Genomic DNA, 22,765 nt, shown 5'->3' with positions numbered 1-22,765 from the left:
CGCCCCGCCCCCGGGGGGGGGGGGCGCGCCCCCGGGGGCGCGCCCCCCCCCCCCCCCGCTTCGGACTCACGCGGTGGGATCGGCAGGAGGCCCGGGCGGCGTCGCCTCGGGCGCGTCGCCGCCGGTCTTGCCCAGCGCTTCCTTGGCCCGGTCCGAGGCGCCGTGGATGTGGTCGGTGTGCTTGCCGCCGGTCTTTCGATCGGCGACCTCGGCGGCCTTGTCGATGCCCTTGTCGGCCTTGTCGCCGTGCTGACCGAGCAGCCCCTCGGCCTTGGCCTTGATGTTCTCGAAGACGCCCATGTCCTGCTCCTCCTCGGATGCGCCCGTCGCGATCTGTTCGGCGACCGCGTCCCCGGGAGTCCGGGGAGCGGGCGTCGTGGCCGCCGCCTCGACCGGTTCGGCCTCGGCGCCGGCCGATGTCCGCGACGCGGGCCGGTCCTCGACCAGCGTGGCGGTGTCCGTGCCCGCCGCGTTCTGCGAGCAGCACGAGCCGCTCTCCTCCGACGTGCTCGGACGCCGCTTGAACCAGTCGAAAACACTCACAATTTCTCCTAGACCGTATGTCTGTGGTCGTTGTCGTGCATTTCGGCGGCGAGGCGGGGCCGGTCCGCTGGGCCGTACGGGGTACCGCCGCGCCGCCCGGAGTACAGCCACCCGGAGTACATGGGTCGCGGGGGATCAACGAGAGCGCGCGGGGCCGGTCACGACCTCGCGCACGGCCGTACCGCAACGAGCGACGGCACGACCGGGCGCGCCGATCCGGCAGACTTGGGGGGTGAGTCCCCGTGTCATTGCCGTCGTCGGTCCCACTGCGGCCGGAAAGTCCGATCTGGGGGTCGCCTTGGCCCGTGCGCTGGACGGGGAGGTGATCAACACCGATTCCATGCAGCTCTACAAGGGCATGGACATCGGCACCGCCAAACTGACCGTCGCCGAGCGCGCCGGCGTCCCGCACCACCTGCTCGACGTGTGGGACGTGACCAGCTCCGCCAGCGTGGCCGAGTACCAGCGCGACGCGCGGGCGCTGGTGGACGACCTGCTGGCGCGCGGCCGCACGCCCGTGCTGGTCGGCGGCTCCGGGCTGTACGTGCGCGCGGTGCTGGACGACCTGGAGTTCCCCGGCACCGACCCCGACATCCGGGCCCGTCTGGAAGCCGAGGCCGAGCGGGTCGGGCCCGGGCCGCTGCATCGGCGCCTGGCCGCGGCCGATCCGCCCGCCGCCGCGGCGATCCTGCCGAGCAACGCCCGGCGGATCGTGCGCGCGCTGGAGGTCATCGAGCTCACCGGGCGCCCGTTCACCGCCACCCTGCCCACCCACCGCTCGCTCTACGACAGCGTGCAGATCGGTGTGGACGTGCCGCGCCCGGTGCTGGACGAGCGGATCACCGCGCGGGTGGACCGGATGTGGGCGGCGGGCCTGGTCGAGGAGGTGCGCGAGCTGGAGAAGGTCGGGCTGCGCGAGGGCCGGACCGCCTCGCGCGCGCTGGGCTACGCGCAGGTGCTGCGGCTGCTCGCGGGCGAGTGCACCGACGAGGCGGCCCGCGAGGACACCGTGCGCACCACCCGTCGGTTCGCCCGCCGGCAGGACACCTGGTTTCGGCGGGATCCGCGGATCCAGTGGTTGGCGCACTCCAGGGCTGATCTGCTGGACGCCGCGCTCGAACGGGTGATCCGACCCGCGTAGGGGTGTTGCCGGTGGGGTCTGCGTGGCACGGTGGGAGGTCCGTGACACACCCAAACCTTCTCGGGGGAGGCGGTCGTGATCCGCTCCGTTCGTCGCGTCCTGGCGCTGGGTACGGCGCTGGGGCTCGCATTGACCATTCCGGGAGTGGCGTCCGCGCACCCCGGCGAGTCGGCCGACCCGCCGCCCAAGCAGCCGGTGGCCACGGGCTGGGGCGGTGCGGTCTCCAGCGTCGACCCCGACGCCACCCGGATCGGTCTGGACGTGCTGCGCAGGGGCGGCAACGCGGTGGACGCCGCGGTGGCCACGGCCGCGGCCCTGGGCGTCACCGAGCCGTACTCGTCCGGCATCGGCGGCGGTGGCTACTTCGTCTACTACGACGCGCGCAGCCGCACGGTGCGCACCCTGGACGGCCGGGAGACGGCGCCCGCGAAGATGGGCAAGGACGCGTTCCTGGATCCGGCCACCGGGCTGCCGATCCCGTTCGATCAGGGCGTCAACTCGGGGCTCTCGGTGGGCGTCCCCGGCACTCCGCAGACCTGGGACACCGCGCTGCGCACGTGGGGCACCACCAGCCTGCGCGCCGCGCTGGAGCCCGCCCGGGCGCTGGCCGAGCGCGGGTTCGTGGTCGACCAAACCTTCCACGACCAGACCGCGGCGAACGCGACCCGGTTCGACGACATCACCCCGACCGCGCGGCTGTTCCTGCCCGACGGCCGGCCGCCCGTCGTGGGCAGCGTGTTCCGCAACCCGGACCTGGCCCGCACCTACGAGCGGCTGGGCCGCAACGGCGTGGACTGGTTCTACCGGGGCGGGCTCGGCCGCGAGGTGGTGCGGACCGCGCAACAGCCGCCGGTGGCACCGGGCGCGGACCGGGTCTTCCGGCCCGGCCTGATCGACACCGCCGACCTGGCCCGCTACCGGGTCCTGGACCAGCGGCCCACGCACGTCGACTTCCGCGGGCTGGACGTCTACGGCATGGCGCCGTCCTCGTCCGGCGGATCCACGGTGGGCGAGGCGCTCAACATCCTGGAGACCACCGATCCGCGTCGACAGGACGCGGCGACCGCGACGCACTACTACCTGGAGGCGTCCCGACTCGCCTTCGCCGACCGCAACCGCTACGTCGGCGACCCCGCCGCCGTGGACGTGCCGCTTCGCGGCCTGCTCTCGGACGGCTACGCGAAGGAACGCGCGTGCCTGATCGACCCCGACCACGCCGCGGTGAGCCCGGTCCCGCCGGGTGATCCGACGCCGCCGTACGACCGCGACTGCCGCCCCACCGGCACACCGGAGGCGAGCGAGCCGGTCGAGGGGTTGTCCACGACCCACCTGGTCACCGCCGACCGCTGGGGCAACGTGGTGTCGTACACGCTGACCATCGAGCAGACCGGGGGCAGCGCGATCACCGTGCCCGGTCGCGGCTTCCTGCTCAACAACGAGCTGACCGACTTCAACTTCGCGCCGCTCACCCCCGGCGTGTTCGACCCGAACCTGCCCGCGCCGGGCAAGCGCCCGCGCAGCAGCATGTCGCCGACCATCGTGCTCCGCGACGGTCGTCCGTTCATCGCGGTCGGCTCGCCCGGCGGCGCGACCATCATCACCACCGTGCTCCAGGTGCTGACCGGGCGCCTGGACCGGGGGCTGTCGTTGCCGCAGGCGGTCGCCGCGCCGCGGTTGTCCCAACGCAACGGGGCGGCCACCGAGGTCGAACCGGGGGTGCCCGACCCGCTGCGCGCGGCCCTGGAACAACGGGGGCACGTGCTCAAGGCGAATCCGGAGATCGGCGCCGCCGCCGCATTGGAGTTCCTCCCCGGGGGCCGGGTCCAGGCCGTGGCGGAGCCCACCCGCCGGGGCGGCGGCGCGGCGGGCGTGATCCGACCCGACTGACCACCGACCTCGCCCGACAAGCCTCGCCCGGGGAACCTCGCCTCACGCGCCTCGACGCACCGCACGGGAGCGGCCTCGGTGGAAACCCATCGGGGCCGCTCCCGGTCACGCCCTAGGATTGTCGGGTGAGCACTCTGCACTTCTTCAAGGGCCACGGCACCGAGAACGACTTCGTCATCGTGCCGGACGCGGACGGCGAGTTCGCCCCGACCGCAGAGCAGGTCGCCGCCCTGTGCGATCGGCGCGCGGGCATCGGCGGGGACGGTCTGCTCCGGGTGGTGCGCTCGGCCAAGGATCCGGCCGCCGAGCACATGGCCGGAGAGGCCGAGTGGTTCATGGACTACCGCAACGCCGACGGGTCGATCGCCGAGATGTGCGGCAATGGCGTGCGGGTGTTCGCCCGGCACCTGGTCGAGCAGGGGTTGGCCGAGGCGGGCGAGCTGCGGGTGGCCACGCGCGGCGGGGTCAAGACGGTCACCGTGCCGATCGAGGGCCCGGTCACGGTGGACATGGGTGTGCCCCGACTGCCCGACTCCGCGGGCATCGGGGTGGACGTCCAGGGGCGGGTGCGGCCCGCGACCAACGTCGACATGGGCAACCCGCACGCCGTGGTGTTCGTCGAGGATCTGGCCCAGGCGGGCAACCTGTTCACGGCGCCGGCGGTGTCTCCGGCGGGGGCGTATCCCGACGGGGTCAATGTCGAGTTCGTGGTGCGCCGGGCGCCGGGGCACGTGGCGATGCGGGTGCACGAGCGCGGCTCCGGGGAGACCCGGTCGTGCGGCACCGGGGCGTGTGCGGTGATGGTCGCCACGGCGCGGGCCGACGGCGCGGAGCCGGCGGTGACCGGCGAACCGGTCAGCTACACCGTGGACGTCCCGGGCGGTCGACTGGTGATCACCGAGCGCGTGGACGGCCACATCGAGATGACCGGTCCGGCGGTGATCGTCGCCGAGGGACGGGTCGACCTCGATCGGTTGTGAGGACCGGCCCGCCGGTGGCGCCGTGCGGGCGTGCGTCGGCCCTGTGCATGCCCCGAAGCTCCGTGATAGGTCTTGCATGACCTGGTCAAGCAATGCCGTCATGGGGAGACATCAGCATGAGCAGCATGGACACGGCACGTGACACCACTCGCGCGGTGAAGAAGACGGTGCAGGCGGCGGGGGCCTTCTTCTTCGCGCCGCACACGGTCGCGCGCGGTGCGGAACTGGGCCTGGACGGGGTGACCCTGTACATCGCCGGTCGCGGCGGGGTCCTGGGGGACGTGGACGACGACACCGTGGTCCGCGCGTTCCACCACTTCACCGCCGACACCCTGCTCCCGCTGTGGGCCGCGGGCCGCAAGGCCGCACCGCCCGCGCAGGTCGGCGAGCTGTACGCGGAGTGCGCCCGGGAGTGGGGCCGGACCCACCTCGCGGACCTGCCGGAGGTGGAGCGGCTCGCCGGGATCACCACCTCGATCGTGCGCGCCAACGACCTGGCCGGCCTGGCCCCGCTGTACTCGGCCTGGCGCGGTGTCCCTCTTCCGGATGACGCGCCCGCCCGGCTCGCGCAGAACCTGCAGACGTTGCGGGAGCACCGGGGCGGCCTGCACATCCTGGCGCTGGCCGCACACCGGCTCAGCCCGTTGGAGGCGCAGGTGGCCGAGGGGAGTCCGTACCTGGAGTTCTATGGGCACCAGAAGCCGTTTCCGCAGGTCACAGCAGATCTGGCGGAGCGGTATCGGGCCGCGGAGGAGCTGACCGACGAACTCGTGGCGGCCGGTTACGCGGTTCTGGACGAGGCCGAGGCGGCGGACTTCACCGCCCTCGCGCCGGCCCTGGGCGCCCGGTTGGCGCACTGACGCGAGCGGACGGTCCCGGTACCGGGGTCCGGGAGAACCCCTAGGCGGGTCCTTCCCGGAGGTGGACTGTCCCGGGGGTCTCTCCTGCCAGGGAAGGACCCGCGTTACCCGACGCCGGACCGACGCGGGGCGGGGGTGTGCCTTCCTAGCCTGGAGGCATCAGTAAAGCGGGGGAGTGGTCGTGCGTTCGGGCGGCGGACCCCGCCCCGACCCAAGGAGAAACGATGCCTGCCCGCAACCGTCGATTGGCTCTGCTGGTTCCGCTGGTCGCCCTTCCGCTGGTGCTCACCGCGTGTGAGTTCAACGTGGACACCGACGGACACGAGTCGGAGAAGAAGACCACGTCCTACGACGTCTCGCAGAACGTGCGCTCGGTCAAGGTGGACAGCAACGCGGGCAACGTCAAGGTGACGGAGGCCGACGTCAAGACGGTCAAGGTGACCGAGAAACAGCATTACGACAAGACCGCGCCGACGACCACGCACAACGTGGACGGCAACGGGCAACTGGTCCTGGACTACGACTGCGCGAGCAACAGGGCCTGCTTCGTGGCGTACGAGGTGACCATCCCGCGCGGGGGTGCCGCGCTCGACATCCGTACCGAAGCGGGCAACGTGACCCTGCGCGATGTGACCGGGACGCTCAACCTGCGCACCAGCGCGGGCAAGATCGACGGCGAGGGGGTCACCTCGGCGAAGGTGACCGCGCAGACCAGCGCCGGGTCGATAGATCTGACCTTCACCAAGCCGCCCACCGATGTGGACGCCAAGACCAACGCGGGCCGGGCGACGGTGCGGGTGCCGGGCGGGCAGCAGTACGCGGCGGACGTGTCCACCACGATCGGCGACACCGACGTCAAGGTCTCGCGCAACGACCAGTCGCAGCACCGGATCAAGGTGCACACCGACGCGGGGCAGGCGCGGCTGCTGACCTCGTGAGGTCGACGGTTCGGCGAGGTCGCCGATCGAGGGTCGACCCGGTTCGGGCCGGCCGGTGGAACGAACCGGCCGAAAACCCGGATGCCCGCGCGCGGGCGGTCGTGGGACCATCGTGACGGCCGCTCCGGGGAATGGAGCGGCCCGCCGACTACGTTGAACAGGACGATATGACTTCTCGCTCACACCGCGCCGGACACGACGACACGGACTCGACTCCCCCATTCGACGATGCCGACGGCTTCGACGACGGAGCGGCCTTCGACGGATTCGGAACGGGCGATGACGTCGGGGTCGGTCCGCTCGACTACGACGGCGACCAGTTCGACCGCGAGGAGCGCAGTGCGCTCCGCCGCATCGCCGGTCTCTCCACGGAGCTGACCGACGTCACCGAGGTCGAATACCGGCAGCTTCGCCTGGAACGGGTCGTGTTGGTCGGGGTCTGGACCGACGGGACCGCCGCCGACGCCGAATATTCGCTCAAGGAACTCGCCGCGCTCGCGGAAACCGCGGGCTCGGAGGTGCTGGACGGGCTGATCCAGCGCCGCGACAAGCCGGATCCGGCGACCTACATCGGGTCCGGCAAGGCCAAGGAACTGCGCGACGTGGTGATCGCCACGGGCGCGGACACCGTGGTCTGCGACGGTGAGCTGACCCCGGGTCAGCTCATTCAGCTCGAAGACGTGGTCAAGGTCAAGGTCGTGGACCGCACGGCGTTGATCCTGGACATCTTCGCGCAGCACGCCAAGTCCCGAGAGGGCAAGGCGCAGGTCTCGCTGGCGCAGATGCAGTACATGCTTCCGCGCCTGCGTGGCTGGGGCGCCTCGCTGTCGCGCCAGATGGGTGGCGGCGGCGGTGGCGGCATGGCCACGCGTGGCCCCGGTGAGACGAAGATCGAGACCGATCGTCGGCGCATCCGGGAGAAGATGGCCAAGATGCGCCGCGAGATCGCGGACATGAAGAAGGCCCGGGACACCAAGCGGCAGGAGCGGCGGCGCAACGCCATTCCGTCGGTGGCCATCGCGGGTTACACGAACGCGGGCAAGTCCTCGATTCTGAACCGGTTGACCGGTGCGGGTGTGCTGGTGGAGAACGCGCTGTTCGCGACGCTGGATCCGACGGTGCGCCGGGCCGAGACGCCCAGCGGTCGCGGGTACACGCTCGCCGACACGGTCGGTTTCGTGCGCCATCTGCCGCACCAGCTGGTCGAGGCGTTCCGCTCGACGCTGGAAGAGGTCGCCGACGCGGATCTGATCCTGCACGTAGTGGATGGCTCCGACCCCACGCCGGAGGCACAACTGGCGGCCGTGCGCGAGGTGTTCACCGAGGTCGAGGCGCACAAGGTGCGCGAGATCGTGGTGGTGAACAAGGCCGACGCGGCCGATCCGGAGGTGCTGGCACGGCTGTTGCGTCGGGAGAAGCACGCGATCGTGGTGTCCGCCCGTACCGGGCAGGGCATGGACGAGTTGCTGGCGTTGATCGACGAGGAACTGCCGCGCCCGGATGTCGAGGTCGAGGTGGTCGTGCCGTACGAGCGCGGTGACCTGGTGGCCAAGGTGCACGGCACCGGTGAGCTGTTGGCCACCGAGCACCGCGAGGCGGGCACGTGGTTGCACGCTCGGGTGGGCAGGCAACTCGCCGCCGAGTTGGAGCGGTTCGTGGTCGCCAAGCGCTGAGCGACGGTCGACCGGGCCCGGGCCGCACACGAACATCGTGTGCGGCCCGGGCCTTTGTCGTGTCCGGGGACGACCGAGCGCCGCTCAGTGTGTGCGTTTGAGGTTGTCCAGCATGCGGCGGGCGTCCTGGTCCAGGTAGGGGCCGGCGATCCAGGTGTGTCCGGCGCCGCTGAGCGCGCTGTTGCCGATCAGCCGCAGGGTGCCGTCGGGGGCGGTGGCGTACCAGCCGCCGCCGCTGGCGCCGGCGGTCATGGTGCAGCCGATCCGCAGCAGGGGCGGGCTGTTCGGGTCGACGGTCAACCGGCGCGGGTCCTGGGTGCAGGCGAACATGGTCAGCCCGTCGAACGGGGCGTCCTGCGGGTAGCCGTACGCGCCGGCGTCGGTCAGGTCGCGCGGGGCGTCGAACCACACCGGCAGGGCGCGGCCGACGACCTCCTCCAGGCTGCGTGCGCTGCGGTCGGGGTTCTTGACCTCGACCACCGCGTAGTCGTAGGCGGTGGCGGGTGACGTGGAGTTCGTGCCGCCGGCGCGCCACTGGTCGGAGGTGGACACCGAGGTCGCCCACCACTGGCCGAAGGGTGCGACCGGGCCGGGGTTGCCGAGGTTGGCCAGGGTGGCCTGGCCGCTGCTGTTGAACGCGGGCACGAATTGCAGGCTGGTGAACCAGGTGCCGCCGCGACCGGCGTGCACGCAGTGGCCGGCGGTCCAGACCAGGTTGCTGCGGCCGGGGCGCTTGGGGTCGGCGATCACGGTGCCGGAGCATACGGAGGGGCCGTCGGGGGCCTCGAAGAAGAGTTTGCCGGCGGCGACGGTGCCGGCCGCGCCGGTGTAGGGGCGGGCCACCGGGCGCGCCTGGACGGGGGGCGGCTTGGCCTCGGCGAGCACGTCCGGCAGGGGGCCGCGGGAGGGTTGCGGGCCGGGGCGGTCGGGCGCCGCGGCCGGGGCGGGTGGTCCGTCCTCGCCCTTGGGGTCGCGGGGCCTGGCCCGGCTCATGCGTTCCGGGGTCCAGTGCGCGGGATCGCCGGGATCGGCGAGTGTCTCCGGACCCCTCCCGTTGCCGCCGCCGTTGCCGACTCCGTTGAGTGTCAGTGCCATGACGGTGCCCGTCACCAGCAGCGACACCGCCACCGTCAGCGTGACGAACAGCGTGCGAACGCCGCGCGTCAAGCGCCTACCTCCCCGTGTGCGCCCCCCGTATATGACCGCCCGACAGTATCGGAGCAGGCCTCGGCCGTGATCGGGCGGCGGTTCGGTCGTTGTGTGGGGCAGGGGTCGTCGATGCGGCGATTGTCACTCGTTGTGGTGACCATTTTGCCCCGAGTCATCATTCCAAGGTAAGCCTTACCTAAATTCCGATCGCCCTTGTGGAGGTGCCGCAGTCATGACCGCCGCCCTGACCAGGCCGGACGACCGCTCCGGCACCGGGGACCCGACGCCGGACGCGCCGCCCGCGGCCACCCCGCCCGGGGACGCCGCGCCGATGCCCGGCGCGCCCGTCGACACCGCTCCCGCGGACACCGGCCGGATCGGCCGCCAGCGCACCGGACCGTCGGCCGACGGTCCGGGCATCCTGCGTCGGCAGGCCGCCCGCGAGTCCTCGGCGCGCACCTACGCGCGCTCGTTGCCGATCGTGCCGGTGCGGGCTCGGGGGATGACCGTCGAGGGAGCCGACGGCCGGCGCTACCTCGACTGCCTCTCCGGCGCCGGCACGCTCGCGCTCGGCCACAATCACCCCGTGGTGCTCGCGGCGATTCGCGGCGTGTTGGACACCGGCGCGCCGCTGCACGTGCTCGACCTGGCCACCCCCGTCAAGGACCGCTTCGTCGAGGAGCTGTTCGCCACGCTGCCGCCGGAGTTGGCGCGGGACGGCCGGATCCAGTTCTGCGGGCCGGCCGGTACCGACGCGGTGGAGGCGGCGCTGAAGCTGGTGCGGACCGCGACCGGGCGGCGTGGGGTGGTCGCGTTCACCGGCGCGTACCACGGGATGACCCAGGGCGCGCTGGCGGTCAGCGGTGACACCGCGATCCGCAACGCGACCGGCGCGGGTACCGGCGACACCGTGCGGCTGCCGTTCCCGCAGCGCTATCGCTGCCCGTTCGGTACCGGCGGCGCCGAGGGCGAGCGGGTGGCCGCGCACTACGCCCGCACGCTCCTGGAGGACCCGGACGGCGGGGTGCCGGTACCCGCCGGGATGATCCTGGAGCCCGTGCAGGGCGAGGGCGGGGTGCTGCCGGCACCGGACGGCTGGTTGCGCGAGATGCGCCGGCTGACCGCGGAGCGCGGCATCGCGCTGATCGCCGACGAGGTACAGACCGGTCTGGGTCGGACCGGCACGATGTGGGGCGTGGACCACGCCGGCGTGGTGCCGGACGTGATGGTGATCTCCAAGGCGATCGGCGGCAGCCTGCCGCTCGCGGTGGTGGTCTATCGCGCCGAACTGGACCACTGGTGGCCCGGTGCGCACGCGGGCACCTTCCGCGGCAACCAGCTGGCGATGGCGGCCGGCACCGCGACGATCGCCTTCGTGCGCGAGCACCGCCTGCACGAGCGGGCGGCCCGCCTGGGGGCCCGACTCGCGGGCGCGCTGCGCGACCTGATGCCCGGTCAGCCGGCGATCGGCGACGTGCGCGGTCGTGGGCTGATGCTCGGCGTGGAGATCGTCGAGCCGGAAGCCGCCGCGGACGCGTGCGGGGCCCGGCCGGTGGCGCCCGCACTGGCGCTCGCGGTGCGCCGCGAGGCGCTGGGGCGGGGGCTGATCGTCGAATTGGGCGGGCGGCACGACAGCGTGGTGCGACTGCTGCCGCCGCTGACGATGACCGACGTGCAGGCGGACGCGGTGTTGGAGCGGCTGGCGGACGCGATCGAGGCGGCCCGGGCCGGCCGGCCGACCTCGACCGGCGGATCGGAGTCGGCGTGAGCACCGCGCGGCACGTCGGGCATCCGGTCGGGGCCGCGCTCGCGGGCGGGGTCGCGGGCGCCGACGCGCTGCGCGCGCTGGTCGAGGTCGCGCTGGCCGCGCTGGCGGGCGGTGCGGGCGCGCGGGGCGGGCCGCTGCCGGCGGGCGGCCCGGTCGCGGTCGCGGCCGAGGTGGCCCGCGTGCTGGGTCCGGGCGCGGTGGGCCCGGGGGGCTCCGTGCCGGACCCGCGCGGGTCGGCCGCGGTCGGCCCGGGTCCGCTGCCGGTGCTGGGCGTGGGCGAGTTCGCCGCGCTGGGCGAGTTGTCCGCGCTGCTGGCGTGGGGGGCCGCGGATCCGGCCGATCCGTACTGTGCGGGGCATCTGCACTGTCCGCCGCTGGCCGTCGCGGTGGCCGCGGATCTGGTCGCCGCCGCGCTCAACCCCTCGCTCGACTCGTGGGACCAGGCGCCGGCGGCGACCGCGCTGGAGGTCGAGGTGGTCGCCGCGCTCGCGGGCCTGGTCGGCTTCGCCCCGAAGGTGGCGGGCGGCACGATCACCAGCGGCGGCACCGAGTCCAACCTGATGGGCCTGCTGTTGGCGCGGGACGCGGCGGGTCCCGGGGTGGGTCGGCGGCGGATCCTGTGCTCGCAGGCCGCGCACTTCTCCATCCGCCGCTGTGCGGGGCTGCTGGGCCTGGGCGAGGACGCCGTGGTCACCGTGCCGGCGGGCGCCGACCATCGCATGGACCCGGTCGCGCTGGCCGCGGCCGGCCGCCGGGTGAGGGCCGGCAATGACCGGATCGCGGCGATCGTGGCCACCGCGGGCACCACCGACCTGGGGGCGATCGATCCGCTGGAGGCGATCGCCTCGGTGGCCCGGGAGTTGGGCACATGGCTGCACGTGGACGCGGCCTACGGCGGCGGCGCGCTGTTCTCGGACCGACTCGCGCCGCTGCTGGCCGGATTGCACCGGGCGCACTCGGTGGGCCTGGACCTGCACAAGCTGGGCTGGCAGCCGGTCGCCGCCGGGGTTTTCCTGGTGCGCGACGCGGCGCTGCTGGCCCCGCTCGCGCAGCGCGCCGCCTACCTGAATCCGGACGACGACGAACAGGCGGGCTACTTCAGCCTGTTGGGCAATTCGCCGCGCACCACCCGGCGGGCGGACGTGTTCAAGATCGCGGTCACCCTGCGGGCGTTGGGCCGGGCCGGACTGGGCGAGTTGGTCGAGCGCTGCCACGACCTGGCCCGGCACGCGGCGCAGTTGATCCGCGCCGATCCGCGCCTGGAGTTGGCGGCGGAGCCGGTGCTCACCTCGGTGGTGTTCCGCTATCTCCCGCAGCGCCAGGACGGGCCGGGACCGGCGGGCGCGGCCGAGACGGACCGGGTCAACGCCGCGTTGCGCCGCCGGCTGCTGCACGAGGGGAGCGCGGTGGTCGGCCGCACCGAACTGGGCCGTGGCCCGGGCGCGGTGCGGCTCAAGCTCACCCTGCTCAACCCGAACACCACCGCGGCGGACCTGGCGGCCCTGTTGGCGGCCGTGGTCGAGGCGGGGCGCGCGGAAAGCGCGCCGCCCTGCTGACGCTCCGTCAACAAACAATCGTTTCCGCGCGCCTCGCATGTTTGTGACCGACCTCGCCGAACAATCGACACGGGTCGAAATCTCCCCAATCGGGAGCAACCTCATCCACGGGCATCGACCACGGGTCGATCGACACCACACGGAGCAGCGATGACCATCGCGGGTCCCGACCCGTCCGCCGTGCGGACGGATCCCGAAACGGACCACCTCGACGCGCCGGAGGCCCGGCGCGCCGCCGACGGGGCGACGGTCGAGTGCCTGCTCCGCTGCTGGGTGCGCGAACGTGCGCTGCCCAGGCCGCAGTCGAGCGTGCTGAACATCGACCTGCCCGCGATCGGGCGGACCGTCACCGTGCCGGTGCGCTACTGGTCGCCGTCCGGGTGGCACCGTTTCGGTACTCCGCACCTGGAGGGCGAGGGGCCGTTGAACGCGGTCACGCTGGCGCTGGTGCTGGGCGACGAGGCGAGCGCGAGCGGGTCCTCGGCGGCCGGTGGGGCGGGCGGGGACACCGCGATCCGGGTCGCCGACTCGGTCACCCACACCGAGCGCTACATCGCCCATCACCGGGCGCACCCCGAGGACCCGCCCGGGACGGCGCCGTTCCTGGCCGCCGAGCAGTCGCTGGTGCTGGGCCACCCGATGCATCCCACGCCCAAGAGCCGCGACCGGCTCGACCCGGCCGAGGACGCCGCGTGGTCGCCCGAGTTGCGCGGGTCCTTCGCACTGCACTGGTTCGCCGCCGACGCCGACCTGGTCGGGCAGGACAGTGCGCTGGGGCGCGAGGCCGCGGACGTGCTGGCCGAATTCGCCGGCGACCTGCGCGCGCCCGAGGGCACCGTGCTGGTGCCCGCCCACCCGTGGCAGGCCCGGGACCTGCCCGGGCGGCCGCACCTGCGGGGCCTCTTCGACGCGGGCCGGCTGCGCGCGCTCGGCCCGGCGGGCGCCCCGTGGTACCCCACCTCCTCGGTGCGCACCGTGTACCGACCCGACGCCGAGGTGATGCTCAAGCTCTCGCTGGGCCTGCGGATCACCAACTCGCGCCGGGAGAACCTGCCCAAGGAACTGCTGCGCGGGATCGAGGTGCACCGTCTGCTGCGTTCCGGCCTGGAGCACGAACTGCGCCGCGCGCACCCCACCTTCGACATCGTCCGCGATCCGGCCTGGATCTCGGTCGCGCCGCCGGAGCCGTTCCCGCGCCAGGACCGGCCCGCCGCCGGCCTGGAACTGGTGCTGCGGGCCAATCCGTTCGACCCCGACCAGCGGGTGTCGTGCGTGGCCGCGCTGGTGGCCGAACGGCCCGGGATCGGCCCCTCGCGGCTGGCCGGATACGTGCACGCGCTGGCCGAGCGCAGCGGCCGCTCCCGGGCCTCGGTCGCCGAGGAGTGGTTCGAGCGCTACCTGGCGGTGGTGGCCGAGCCGGTGTTGTGGCTGGACCGGCACGCGGGTATCGCGCTGGAGGCGCACCAGCAGAACACCCTGGTCCTGTTGGACGCGGACGGCCTGCCCGTGGGCGGACGCTACCGGGACAACCAGGGCTACTACTTCCGTGCCTCGCGCACCGCCGACCTGGCCCGGCGGCTGCCCGCCGCGGGGGTGGCCAGCGACACCATCGTCGCGGACGAGATCGCCGACGAGCGGCTGGCCTACTACCTGGGCGTGAACAACCTGCTCGGGCTGATCGGCGCGTTCGGTGCGCAGGGGCTGGTCGAGGAATCCGTGTTGTTGGCGCGGCTGCGCACGCTGTTCGCCGCCCACGCGCCCACCTGTGGCGCGGCGCGCACGCTGCTCACCGATCCCAGGCCGCGCTGCAAGGCCAACCTGATGACCCGACTGCACGGCCTCGACGAGCTCGTCGGTCCCGTGGCGACCCAGTCGATCTACGTGCACATCCGCAACCCGCTCACCGACGCCCCCGCGTGAGCCCGGTCCCAGGAGGTTCCGTCCCCGTATGAGCCCGTCATTCCTGTCGTCGCCCGCCGATGCCCGGCGGAGCGACTTCGCCGAGGCCCAGACCGTGCGCCTGAACACCGGGTCGCGGGCAGCGGGGCAGGCCGGCCCGCTCGCCGAGGCGGCACGCTGGGGCACGGTCCCGCTGCCCGCGGGCCGGTTCTCGCTGCACGAGATCCACACCAAGCGCGACCTGCCGCTGCTGCACGCGTGGATGAACGACCCCGACATCGCCCGCTGGTGGGAGCTGGCCGGGGACGAGGAGGTGGTGCGCCGACACCTGGCGAATCAGGCCGTGCGCACGCACAACCACGCCTACCTGGGCTGCCTGGACGACGAACCGGTCAGCTACTGGGAGCTCTACCGCGCGGACCTGGACGACCTGGCCCGGTACTACCCGGCCCGCCCGCACGACGTGGGGATCCATCTGCTCGTCGGCCCGGCCGCGTGGCGCGGGCGCGGGATCGGCTCGCTGCTGCTGCGCGCGGTCACCGAACTGGTGCTGCGCGCCGCCCCCGACACGATGCGGGTGGTGGCCGAGCCGGACGTACGCAACGAGGCGTCGCTGGCGGCCTTCGCGCGGGCCGGCTTCCACCGCTTCGGCGATGTCGAACTCCCGGACAAGCGCGCCGCGTTGATGATGCGCGGACGCGCCGCGCGGGAAGCGGGTGCACGGCGGTGACCGAGCGCCTGCCCGCCCCGCGCCGGGCGGCCGACCCCGGCGCGGTGGTGTACGACCTGGTGGGGGTGGGGATCGGGCCGTTCAACCTCGCGCTGGCCGCGCTGGCCGATCGGGTCGAGCCGCTGCGCACGCTGTTCCTGGATCGGACTCCCGCGTTCAGTTGGCATCCGGGACTGCTCCTGGACGGCACCACCCTGCAGGTGCCGTTCCTGGCCGATCTGGTCACCCTGGTCGACCCGACCAATCCGTGGTCGTTCCTGGCCTATCTGCGCGCGCACGACCGGTTGTTCCCGTTCTACTTCGCCGAGCGCCTGCATGTGCCGCGGCGCGAGTACGACCACTACTGCCGGTGGGTCGCCGAGGCGCTGCCGGCCTGCCGGTTCGGCAGCGACGTCGGGTCGGTGTCCTGGGAGGGCGACCTGTACCGGGTCGAGTTCCGCGACACCGCGACCGGCGAGCGGCACCACGTGCACGCCCGGAACGTGGTGCTCGGCATCGGCACCGAGCCGGTGGTGCCGGAGCCGTTCGCGGGTCTGCTCGGCGACACCGTGCTGCACGCGGCCCGATACCTGGACCATCGCGCGGACCTCACCGATGCGCAGGACGTCACGGTGCTGGGCTCGGGGCAGTCCGGCGCGGAGGTCTTCCTGGACCTGCTGCGCCGGCGCACCGGCCCCAGCCGACGGCTGACCTGGCTGACCCGCTCGCCCGCGTTCGCCCCGATGGAATACTCCAAGCTCGGCCTGGAGCACTTCACGCCCGACTACACGCGCTACTTCCACGCGCTGCCCGAACCGGTCCGCGACCGCCTGGTGCCCGAGCAGTGGCAGCTCTACAAGGCGATCAGCGCGGACACCATCGCCGCCATCCACGACGAGCTCTACGAGCGCGGCATCGCCGGCGGGCGGGTGCGTGCGACGCTGATGCCCGACGTCACCGTGACGTGCGCGCGCACCACCCGCGAGGGCGTGGAACTGGGGTGCCGGCACGGCGAACAGGACCGCGCCTTCACCGTGCGCACCGACCGGGTGGTGCTGGCGACCGGGTACGCGCAGCGGCATCCCGCACTGCTGGATCCGGTGAAGGACCTGATCGTGCGCGACGACGCCGGTCGTCCGCTGATCGACCTGGACCACCGGGTCGTGCTCGCCGAACACGTCACCGGCGGGCTGTACACGCAAAACGCCGAGTTGCACACGCACGGCGTGGGCACCCCCGACCTGGGCCTGGGTGCGCACCGGGCCGCGACCATTCTCAACTCCGTGTGCGGCGACGCGGTCTACCGGCTGCCGATCCGCACCGCGTTCACCACGTTCGGCCTGGCCGCGGGCGACACCGAGCCCGCGCACCGACCGCAGCGAGGGGACGCGACCGACCCCGCAGAGGTACCCCATGTCGCAGTCGAACCCGGCAGCGGAGCCCATCGAGGCCGAACTGCCGCACCAGGGCGCCCGACCCGCCGCGCCTGAGCCCGCCTCCCGGGTCCCCGGCGCGCGGCACGGCGTGCCCCCCACCGACCCGGAGGTCTGGCGACGGGTCAACCGGGACATGATCGCCAAGTCGCTCGCCGAGTTCGCCTACGAGGAACTGCTGGCCCCGGTCGCCGACGGCGAGACGTACACCGTGGACGTCTCGGGCGATGTGCGCTACCGCTTCCGGGCCCGGCGCGGCGCCTACGACGCGTGGCACGTGGATCCCGAGTCGGTGGTGCGCGAGTGGGAGGGCGGCGCCGACCCGGCCGAGGACATGCTCCAGTTCCTGCTGGACGCGCACACCGTGATCGGGCTGAGCGGCGACACCGCCGGCCACCTGGTGCGCGAGTTGACCGCGACGCTGGCCGCCGACGCGGCGAGTGCGGCGAGCGCGGTGAGCGCGGCCACGCTGGCCGACCTTAGCTACGCGGAGTTGGAGGGCCACCAGACCGGCCACCCGTGGATCGTGCCGAACAAGGGCCGGATCGGCTTCTCGGCGAGCGACGCGCGCCGCTACGCCCCGGAGGCGCGGCGGGCGCTGAGGCTGCCGTGGATCGCGGTGCATCGGGACCTGGCGGCCTACCGGGCGGTGCCGGGACTGAGCGAACAGCGGCTGTACGACGAGGAACTGGACCCGGCGACCCTGGAGGGCTTTCGCCGGGTCCCGGCCGCGCGCGGGCTGGATCCGGACGACTTCCTGTGGTTGCCGGTGCATCCGTGGCAGTGGGACGAGACGATCGCGACGCTGTTCGCGCCCGAGGTCGCCGCCGGTCGCATCATCGCGCTGGGCGAGGCCGAGGACCGGCACCTCGCGCAGCAGTCGGTGCGTACGTTCCTGAATCTGGACCGGCCCGCGCGGCGCACCGTCAAGCTCCCGCTGTCGGTGCTGAACACGCTGGTGTGGCGCGGCCTGCCCAGCGAGCGCACGCTGGCCGCGCCGGCGGTCACCGATTGGGTGCTGGGACTGCGCGACGCGGACCCGTTCCTGCGCGACGAGTGCCGGGTGATCATGCTGGGCGAGACCGCGTCGGTGACCGTGCGCCACCCGGTGCTGGAGGAACTGCCGGGCGTGCCGTACCAGTACCGCGAACTGCTCGGCGCGATCTGGCGCGAACCGCTGGCGCCGCGACTGGATCCCGGCGAGCGCGCCCGCACGCTCGCCTGCCTGCTGCACGTGGATCCGGCCGGCCGGCCGTTCGTTCTCGAACTGGTCGAACGCTCGGGGCTGGCCCCCCGGGTGTGGCTGCGTCGGCTCTTCCACGCCCTGCTCCCGCCGCTGTTGCACTGCCTGTACCGGTACGGCCTGGTGTTCTCCCCGCACGGCGAGAACGCGATCGTGATCTTCGACGAGCACGACGTGCCGGTCCGGCTGGCGATCAAGGACTTCGTCGACGACGTCAACATCAGCGACCAGCCGCTGCCGGAACTCGCCGACCTGCCGGCCGAGGTCGCGGCGGTGCTGCTGCGCGAGCGGCCCGACTACCTCTGCCAGTTCATCCACGCCGCGCTGCTGGTGGGGCACCACCGCTATCTGGCCGATCTCGCGGCGGTGCACCTGGGCATCCCGCAGGAGGGCTTCTGGGCGCTGGTGCGCGAGGAAATCCTGGACCACCAGGGGGCGTTCCCCGAACTCAAGGGCCGGCACGAGCTGTTCGACCTGCTCACGCCGCGGATCGACCGGCTGTGCCTGAACCGCAATCGGCTGCTCCTGGACGGCTATCGGGACCGTCCCACGCGCCCGCACGTGAGCGCACACGGCAGCGTGCCCAACGCGCTGTGCCCGTGACCTCGACATCGGACCACGACAGGGTCGCCGACAACCTGTCCGGTTTGCCGATGGTGTGATCCCCATCACGGTGCCAGAATGCGGCGGGTGACCGACGTCGCCGAAAACGCGAGGCAACCACTGAAGGTTGCCGCCGCACAGGCCCAGGCGCGGCCGGGCGACATCCCCGCGAATGTCGCCACGGCCGCGCAACTCGTGCGCTTCGCATCCTCGGCCGGCGCCGACGTGGTGGTGTTGCCGGAACTGTTCCTGTCGGGGTATGACCTCGACCTGTTCCGGCCGGACGTGAAACCGTGCGACATCGTGCCCGGCGACACCCGGCTCGGTGAGCTCCAGGCCGCCTGCTACGCCACCCGCACGGTCGCGGTGGTCGGCGCCGCGGTCCGCCGCGCGGGCGCCCGGACCATCTCGCTGGTGGTGGTCGGCCGGGACGGCGACGCGCACGTGGCCTACGACCGCCAGCACCTGTGGCACGAGGAGCGCGAGTTGTTCCGCCCGGGCGACCACGGCTGCACCATCGAGATCGCCGGATGGCGACTGGGCCTGGGCAGCGCCTACGACGTCAGCTTCCCCGAACACGTGCGCGCGGCCGTGCACGACGGCTGCGACGCCTACCTGTGCCCGGGCGTGTACACCCGCGGCGACAGCGAGCACCGCCGCGACCTGTACTTCGCCGCCCGAGCCCTGGAGAACACCTGCTACACGGTGGTCGCCAACCACATCGGCGACACCGTGCTGGGCCCGGCGTGCGGACGCAGCGGGGTGTACGGCCCGGATGGGCGGGTGGTGATCGAGGCCGACGGGGAACGGGTGGACGTGGTCGCCGCGACCTTCCAGGACATCGAGATCGACGCCGCCCGCGAGTGCCTGACCATGCTGGAGGATCTGCCGCAAGCACGGCGCGCGGGGCCGGGCGAGCGTCGCGAGACGATCAAGCTGGACTGAGACCCACCCGATCCGATCCCACCCGATCCGGGCTCGTCGGTGCTGGAATCCGCGTGCGCAAGCGCCTAGTCTCGCCGGATCACCGCAACCTACCGACGGGTAATGGTGGAAGGCAACGACGAGAGGGGAGCGCACGTGCGCACAACTCGCAGGGCGATCGCGGGCCTGGCCGCGCTGACGGCGCTCGTCGCGCTGTCCGCGTGCTCGGACGACTCAGACTCCGACACCTCCGCCGACCGCAAGGCCGCCGCTCCGAACGCGCCCGGCGCCCCGGGCGGCGGCAAGGACGCCCCGGCGAACCCCAAGGCACTGCCCGCCGCGGCGAGCGGGGCCACCTTCGTCGCGCTCGGCGACTCGTACGCGGCGGGCGTGAAGATACCCGTGATCGTGCCCGCCGCGCCGCCCGGATGCAGCCGCTCGGAGAGCAACTACGCGCACCTGGTGGCCAGGCAGCAGAACATCACCGGCTTCGTCGACGCCACCTGCGGCGGTGCCCGCACCCCGGACATGACGGCCGGTCAGCAGACCCAGGGTTCGCCGCCGCCGCAGTTCGACGCGCTGCGCCCGGACACCGCGCTGGTCACCCTGGGCATCGGCGGCAACGACATCGGCTTCTCCGAGATCGTCACGACGTGCGTGATCCAGAGCCGCAGCACCACGTCCACACAGCCGTGCACCGACAAGTACACCGCCGGCGGCAACGACGAGCTGGCCAAGCGCATCGCCGAGACCGGGCCGAAGATCGCCGCCACCATCGCCGGCATCAAGCAGCGCTCGCCCAAGGCCCGGATCCTGGTCGTCGGCTACCCCACGATCCTCCCGGAGACCGGCACCTGCCCCGCCCAGGTGCCGGTCGCCGAGGGCGACCTGCCCTATCTGCGCAAAGTGGTGCCCGCACTGAACGACATGCTCGCCAAGGAGGCGGCCGGCCAGGGCGCGGAGTACGTGGACACCTACGCCGGCTCGGCCGGCCACGACGTGTGCCGGCCGGCGGGCACCAAGTGGATCGAGGGGATCAAGCCCGAGTCGCCCGCCGCCCCGGTGCACCCCAACGCGCTCGGCCAGGAGGGCCTGGCCAAGGCGGTACTCGCCAAGCTCGGCTGATCTTCGCCCGGCTTCTCCCGCGGCAGAAAGCGGCGCGGGAGAAGCCGGGCGAAGCGGGCCGCGTGGTAAGGGATGTCCGGCGGAGCATCTAGGCTTGTCGCCCGATGAGCGACTCCGACCGTCCCGAGCTGACCGAACTCCTGCACGCCGCCGTTGCCGCCGTCGGCGGAGCGGAGCGGCCCGGACAAGTGTCCATGGCCGAGGCCGTCTCCGGCGCGGTCGCCCGCGCCGAACACCTCCTGGTCCAGGCGGGTACCGGCACCGGCAAGTCCCTGGCCTACCTGGTCCCCGCGCTGGCCGCCCGTCGCAAGGTCGTGGTGGCCACCGCGACGCTGGCGCTGCAGCGGCAGCTGGTCGAGCGCGACCTGCCGCGCACGGTCGAGGCGCTGCGCCCGCTGCTGCGCCGCTCACCGACGTTCGCCACGCTCAAGGGCCGGGGCAACTACCTGTGCCTGCACCGGCTGCACGACGGCCCGCCGGACGAGGGCGAGGTGCTCTTCGACCCGGCGCCCACGAGCAGACTCGGACAGGACGTGGTCCGGCTGCGGGACTGGGCCGACGAGACCGAGACCGGAGACCGCGACGACCTGAGCCCGGGCGTCAACGACCGCGCCTGGGCCCAGGTGTCGGTGTCCTCGCGCGAATGCCTGGGCGCCTCGCGCTGCCCCTACGGCGACGACTGCTTCGCCGAGGCCGCGCGGGAGCAGGCCAAGCAGGCCGACATCGTGATCACCAACCACGCGCTGCTCGCCATCGACGCGTTGGAGGACGCGCCGGTGCTGCCCGAGCACGAGCTGTTGATCGTGGACGAGGCGCACGAGTTCGCGAGCCGGGCCACCGGGGTGGCCACCGCCGAGCTGAGCCTGAGCGCGGTGGACCGGGCCGCGCGCCGCGCGGGCAAGCTGGCCAACGAGAGCGCCGTGGACAACCTGGACGCCGCTTCGGAGGCGTTCAAGAAGACCATGGAGGGGCGCGAGCCCGGTCGGCTGCGCGAGCTGGACCCGGATCTGGGCTGGACGGTGTCCGCGCTGCGCGACGCGAGCCGCGGCGTGATCACCTCGCTCGGCGAGGTCCGGGACAAGTCGCTGAGCAACGAGGACGCGGCCCGTCGCCAGGCGTTGGCCGGCGTCGAGCACATCCACGACACGTGCGAGCGCATTCTCGAGGACTCGCCGCACGACGTGATCTGGCTGGAGCGCAACGAGCGCACCGGTGCGTCGTTGCGGGTGGCCCCGATCGCGATGGCCGGGCTGTTGCGCGAGGCGCTGTTCGGGGACCGCACGGTGGTGCTCACCTCGGCCACGCTCAAGCTCGGCGGCGACTTCCGGGGCGTGGCCGGCAGCCTGGGGCTGACCGCCGAGGGGCTGCTCACCGACGAGCCCGAGCCGGTGCCCACCGAGGTGGCGGTGCAGCCGGGCGAGGGCGAGGAGTCCGACGACGACGCGGATCCGGACACCGACGCGGACCTGGCGCGGTGGCGTGCGTTGGACGTGGGCTCGCCGTTCGACTACCCGCGACAGGGCATCCTCTACGTCGCCCGGCATCTGCCGCCGCCCGGTCGGGACGGAATGAGCGCGGACACCCTGGACGAACTCGCCGAGTTGATCGAGGCGGCCGGTGGGCGGGCGCTGGGCCTGTTCTCCTCGCGGCGCGGTGCGGAGGCGGCCACCGAGGCGCTGCGCGAGCGGCTGGACCTGCCGATCCTGTGCCAGGGCGACGACTCGTTGGCGGAGCTGTTGCGCCGTTTCGCCGCCGAGCCGCGTACGTGCCTGTTCGGCACGTTGTCGCTGTGGCAGGGCGTGGACGTGCCGGGGCCGTCCTGTCAGTTGGTGATCATGGACCGGATCCCGTTCCCGCGTCCGGACGATCCGTTGATGAGCGCGCGGGCGCAGTCGGTGCAGGAGAACGGCGGCAACGGCTTCATGGCGGTGTCGGCCACGCATGCCGCGCTGTTGATGGCGCAGGGCGCCGGGCGGCTGATCCGGGCGATGGACGACCGGGGCGTGGTGGCGGTGCTCGACCCGCGCCTGGCCACCGCCCGCTACGGCGGGTTCTTCCGGGCCTCGATGCCGCCGCTGTGGTACACGGAGGACCGCAATCAGGTACGCCGCTCGCTGGCCGCGATCGACAAGGACGGCCGGGGCGAGCCGGCCTGAAGCGCTACCGCGGGGGCGGGGGCGAGCCGGGCCCCGACCGCGGGCGCCGGCGGGCCGCGCACGTGAGACGGGCGGGGGGGGGGGGGGGGGGGGGGGCGGCCCGCCCCCCCCCCCCCCCCGGGGGGGGGGGCCCCCCCCCCCCCCCCCCGCCGCGCCCCCCCCGCCCACCCCCCGCCCC

17 protein-coding genes are annotated in these 22,765 nt (G+C 73.3%); 15 read left to right on the top strand and 2 right to left on the bottom strand.

Annotated elements, in window-relative coordinates; translation table 11 throughout:
• Window positions 1–66: 66 nt before the first annotated feature.
• Window positions 67–543 (bottom strand): antitoxin, encoded by a 477-nt coding sequence (locus ACIBM5_RS38425; RefSeq protein ID WP_396011366.1) that lies wholly within the window; start codon window positions 541–543, stop codon window positions 67–69.
• Between the two features lie 232 nt (window positions 544–775).
• Here ACIBM5_RS38425 and miaA point away from each other — a divergent pair, with 232 nt between their 5' ends.
• The 6 genes from miaA to hflX all read left to right on the top strand — a co-directional run bounded on the left by miaA (window position 776) and on the right by hflX (window position 8,022).
• Window positions 776–1,684 carry a tRNA (adenosine(37)-N6)-dimethylallyltransferase MiaA gene (gene miaA / locus ACIBM5_RS38420; protein WP_396011365.1) on the top strand — a complete coding sequence of 303 codons (909 nt, stop codon included), beginning with the start codon at window positions 776–778 and terminating at the stop codon, window positions 1,682–1,684.
• Window positions 1,685–1,759: 75 nt separating this feature from the next.
• A complete protein-coding gene (gene ggt, locus ACIBM5_RS38415) occupies window positions 1,760–3,571 on the top strand; it encodes a gamma-glutamyltransferase (RefSeq protein ID WP_396011364.1) in 1,812 nt (603 codons plus the stop codon).
• A gap of 125 nt (window positions 3,572–3,696) precedes the next feature.
• Entirely contained in the window at window positions 3,697–4,551 is an 855-nt protein-coding gene (gene dapF, locus ACIBM5_RS38410; RefSeq protein ID WP_396011363.1) for a diaminopimelate epimerase, read from the top strand.
• A gap of 116 nt (window positions 4,552–4,667) precedes the next feature.
• Window positions 4,668–5,411, top strand: coding sequence for a hypothetical protein (locus tag ACIBM5_RS38405; RefSeq protein WP_391581622.1), 744 nt, complete (start codon window positions 4,668–4,670; stop codon window positions 5,409–5,411).
• 224 nt (window positions 5,412–5,635) lie between these two features.
• Window positions 5,636–6,349 carry a DUF4097 family beta strand repeat-containing protein gene (locus ACIBM5_RS38400; RefSeq protein ID WP_391581623.1) on the top strand — a complete coding sequence of 238 codons (714 nt, stop codon included), beginning with the start codon at window positions 5,636–5,638 and terminating at the stop codon, window positions 6,347–6,349.
• Window positions 6,350–6,516: 167 nt separating this feature from the next.
• Complete coding sequence (hflX, locus tag ACIBM5_RS38395; protein WP_396011362.1) at window positions 6,517–8,022, top strand: GTPase HflX; 1,506 nt, start codon at window positions 6,517–6,519, stop codon at window positions 8,020–8,022.
• 84 nt (window positions 8,023–8,106) lie between these two features.
• Here hflX and ACIBM5_RS38390 read toward each other — a convergent pair whose 3' ends face one another.
• Window positions 8,107–9,189 carry a trypsin-like serine peptidase gene (locus ACIBM5_RS38390; protein ID WP_396011361.1) on the bottom strand — a complete coding sequence of 361 codons (1,083 nt, stop codon included), beginning with the start codon at window positions 9,187–9,189 and terminating at the stop codon, window positions 8,107–8,109.
• Between the two features lie 313 nt (window positions 9,190–9,502).
• On the opposite strand from ACIBM5_RS38390, the gene ACIBM5_RS38385 reads away from it, so the two are divergent.
• From ACIBM5_RS38385 to ACIBM5_RS38345, 9 genes are all read left to right on the top strand, one after another.
• Window positions 9,503–10,939: a diaminobutyrate--2-oxoglutarate transaminase gene (locus tag ACIBM5_RS38385; protein WP_396011427.1), complete on the top strand. Its 1,437-nt coding sequence runs from the start codon at window positions 9,503–9,505 to the stop codon at window positions 10,937–10,939.
• Window positions 10,936–12,495 (top strand): pyridoxal phosphate-dependent decarboxylase family protein, encoded by a 1,560-nt coding sequence (locus ACIBM5_RS38380; protein ID WP_396011360.1) that lies wholly within the window; start codon window positions 10,936–10,938, stop codon window positions 12,493–12,495. The genes ACIBM5_RS38385 and ACIBM5_RS38380 overlap by 4 nt, the downstream gene beginning before the upstream one ends.
• Window positions 12,496–12,645: 150 nt before the next feature.
• Complete coding sequence (locus ACIBM5_RS38375) at window positions 12,646–14,415, top strand: IucA/IucC family protein (protein ID WP_396011359.1); 1,770 nt, start codon at window positions 12,646–12,648, stop codon at window positions 14,413–14,415.
• Window positions 14,416–14,443: 28 nt separating this feature from the next.
• Complete coding sequence (locus ACIBM5_RS38370; protein ID WP_396011358.1) at window positions 14,444–15,124, top strand: GNAT family N-acetyltransferase; 681 nt, start codon at window positions 14,444–14,446, stop codon at window positions 15,122–15,124.
• Entirely contained in the window at window positions 15,121–16,593 is a 1,473-nt protein-coding gene (locus ACIBM5_RS38365; RefSeq protein ID WP_396011357.1) for a lysine N(6)-hydroxylase/L-ornithine N(5)-oxygenase family protein, read from the top strand. The genes ACIBM5_RS38370 and ACIBM5_RS38365 overlap by 4 nt, the downstream gene beginning before the upstream one ends.
• Window positions 16,517–18,382 carry an IucA/IucC family protein gene (locus tag ACIBM5_RS38360; protein ID WP_396011356.1) on the top strand — a complete coding sequence of 622 codons (1,866 nt, stop codon included), beginning with the start codon at window positions 16,517–16,519 and terminating at the stop codon, window positions 18,380–18,382. The genes ACIBM5_RS38365 and ACIBM5_RS38360 overlap by 77 nt, the downstream gene beginning before the upstream one ends.
• An 87-nt stretch (window positions 18,383–18,469) precedes the next feature.
• Entirely contained in the window at window positions 18,470–19,327 is an 858-nt protein-coding gene (locus tag ACIBM5_RS38355) for a carbon-nitrogen hydrolase family protein (protein ID WP_396011355.1), read from the top strand.
• A gap of 135 nt (window positions 19,328–19,462) precedes the next feature.
• Window positions 19,463–20,431: an SGNH/GDSL hydrolase family protein gene (locus tag ACIBM5_RS38350; RefSeq protein WP_396011354.1), complete on the top strand. Its 969-nt coding sequence runs from the start codon at window positions 19,463–19,465 to the stop codon at window positions 20,429–20,431.
• A 104-nt stretch (window positions 20,432–20,535) separates the two neighbouring features.
• Window positions 20,536–22,587, top strand: coding sequence for an ATP-dependent DNA helicase (locus ACIBM5_RS38345; RefSeq protein ID WP_396011353.1), 2,052 nt, complete (start codon window positions 20,536–20,538; stop codon window positions 22,585–22,587).
• The last annotated feature ends 178 nt before the right edge of the window (window positions 22,588–22,765 follow it).

This window comes from Embleya sp. NPDC050493 (assembly GCF_044458105.1).
In the GTDB taxonomy this organism is placed as follows: domain Bacteria; phylum Actinomycetota; class Actinomycetes; order Streptomycetales; family Streptomycetaceae; genus Embleya.
This window is presented reverse-complemented; position numbering and strand designations above follow the sequence as displayed.

Coding starts and splice junctions, on each gene's coding strand:
- ACIBM5_RS38360 (WP_396011356.1), top strand. CDS start 16,517: ATGTCGCAGTCGAACCCGGCAGCGGAGCCCATCGAGGCCGAACTGCCG.
- ACIBM5_RS38400 (WP_391581623.1), top strand. CDS start 5,636: ATGCCTGCCCGCAACCGTCGATTGGCTCTGCTGGTTCCGCTGGTCGCC.
- ACIBM5_RS38405 (WP_391581622.1), top strand. CDS start 4,668: ATGAGCAGCATGGACACGGCACGTGACACCACTCGCGCGGTGAAGAAG.
- ACIBM5_RS38375 (WP_396011359.1), top strand. CDS start 12,646: ATGACCATCGCGGGTCCCGACCCGTCCGCCGTGCGGACGGATCCCGAA.
- ACIBM5_RS38370 (WP_396011358.1), top strand. CDS start 14,444: ATGAGCCCGTCATTCCTGTCGTCGCCCGCCGATGCCCGGCGGAGCGAC.
- ACIBM5_RS38385 (WP_396011427.1), top strand. CDS start 9,503: ATGCCCGGCGCGCCCGTCGACACCGCTCCCGCGGACACCGGCCGGATC.
- hflX (WP_396011362.1), top strand. CDS start 6,517: ATGACTTCTCGCTCACACCGCGCCGGACACGACGACACGGACTCGACT.
- ACIBM5_RS38345 (WP_396011353.1), top strand. CDS start 20,536: ATGAGCGACTCCGACCGTCCCGAGCTGACCGAACTCCTGCACGCCGCC.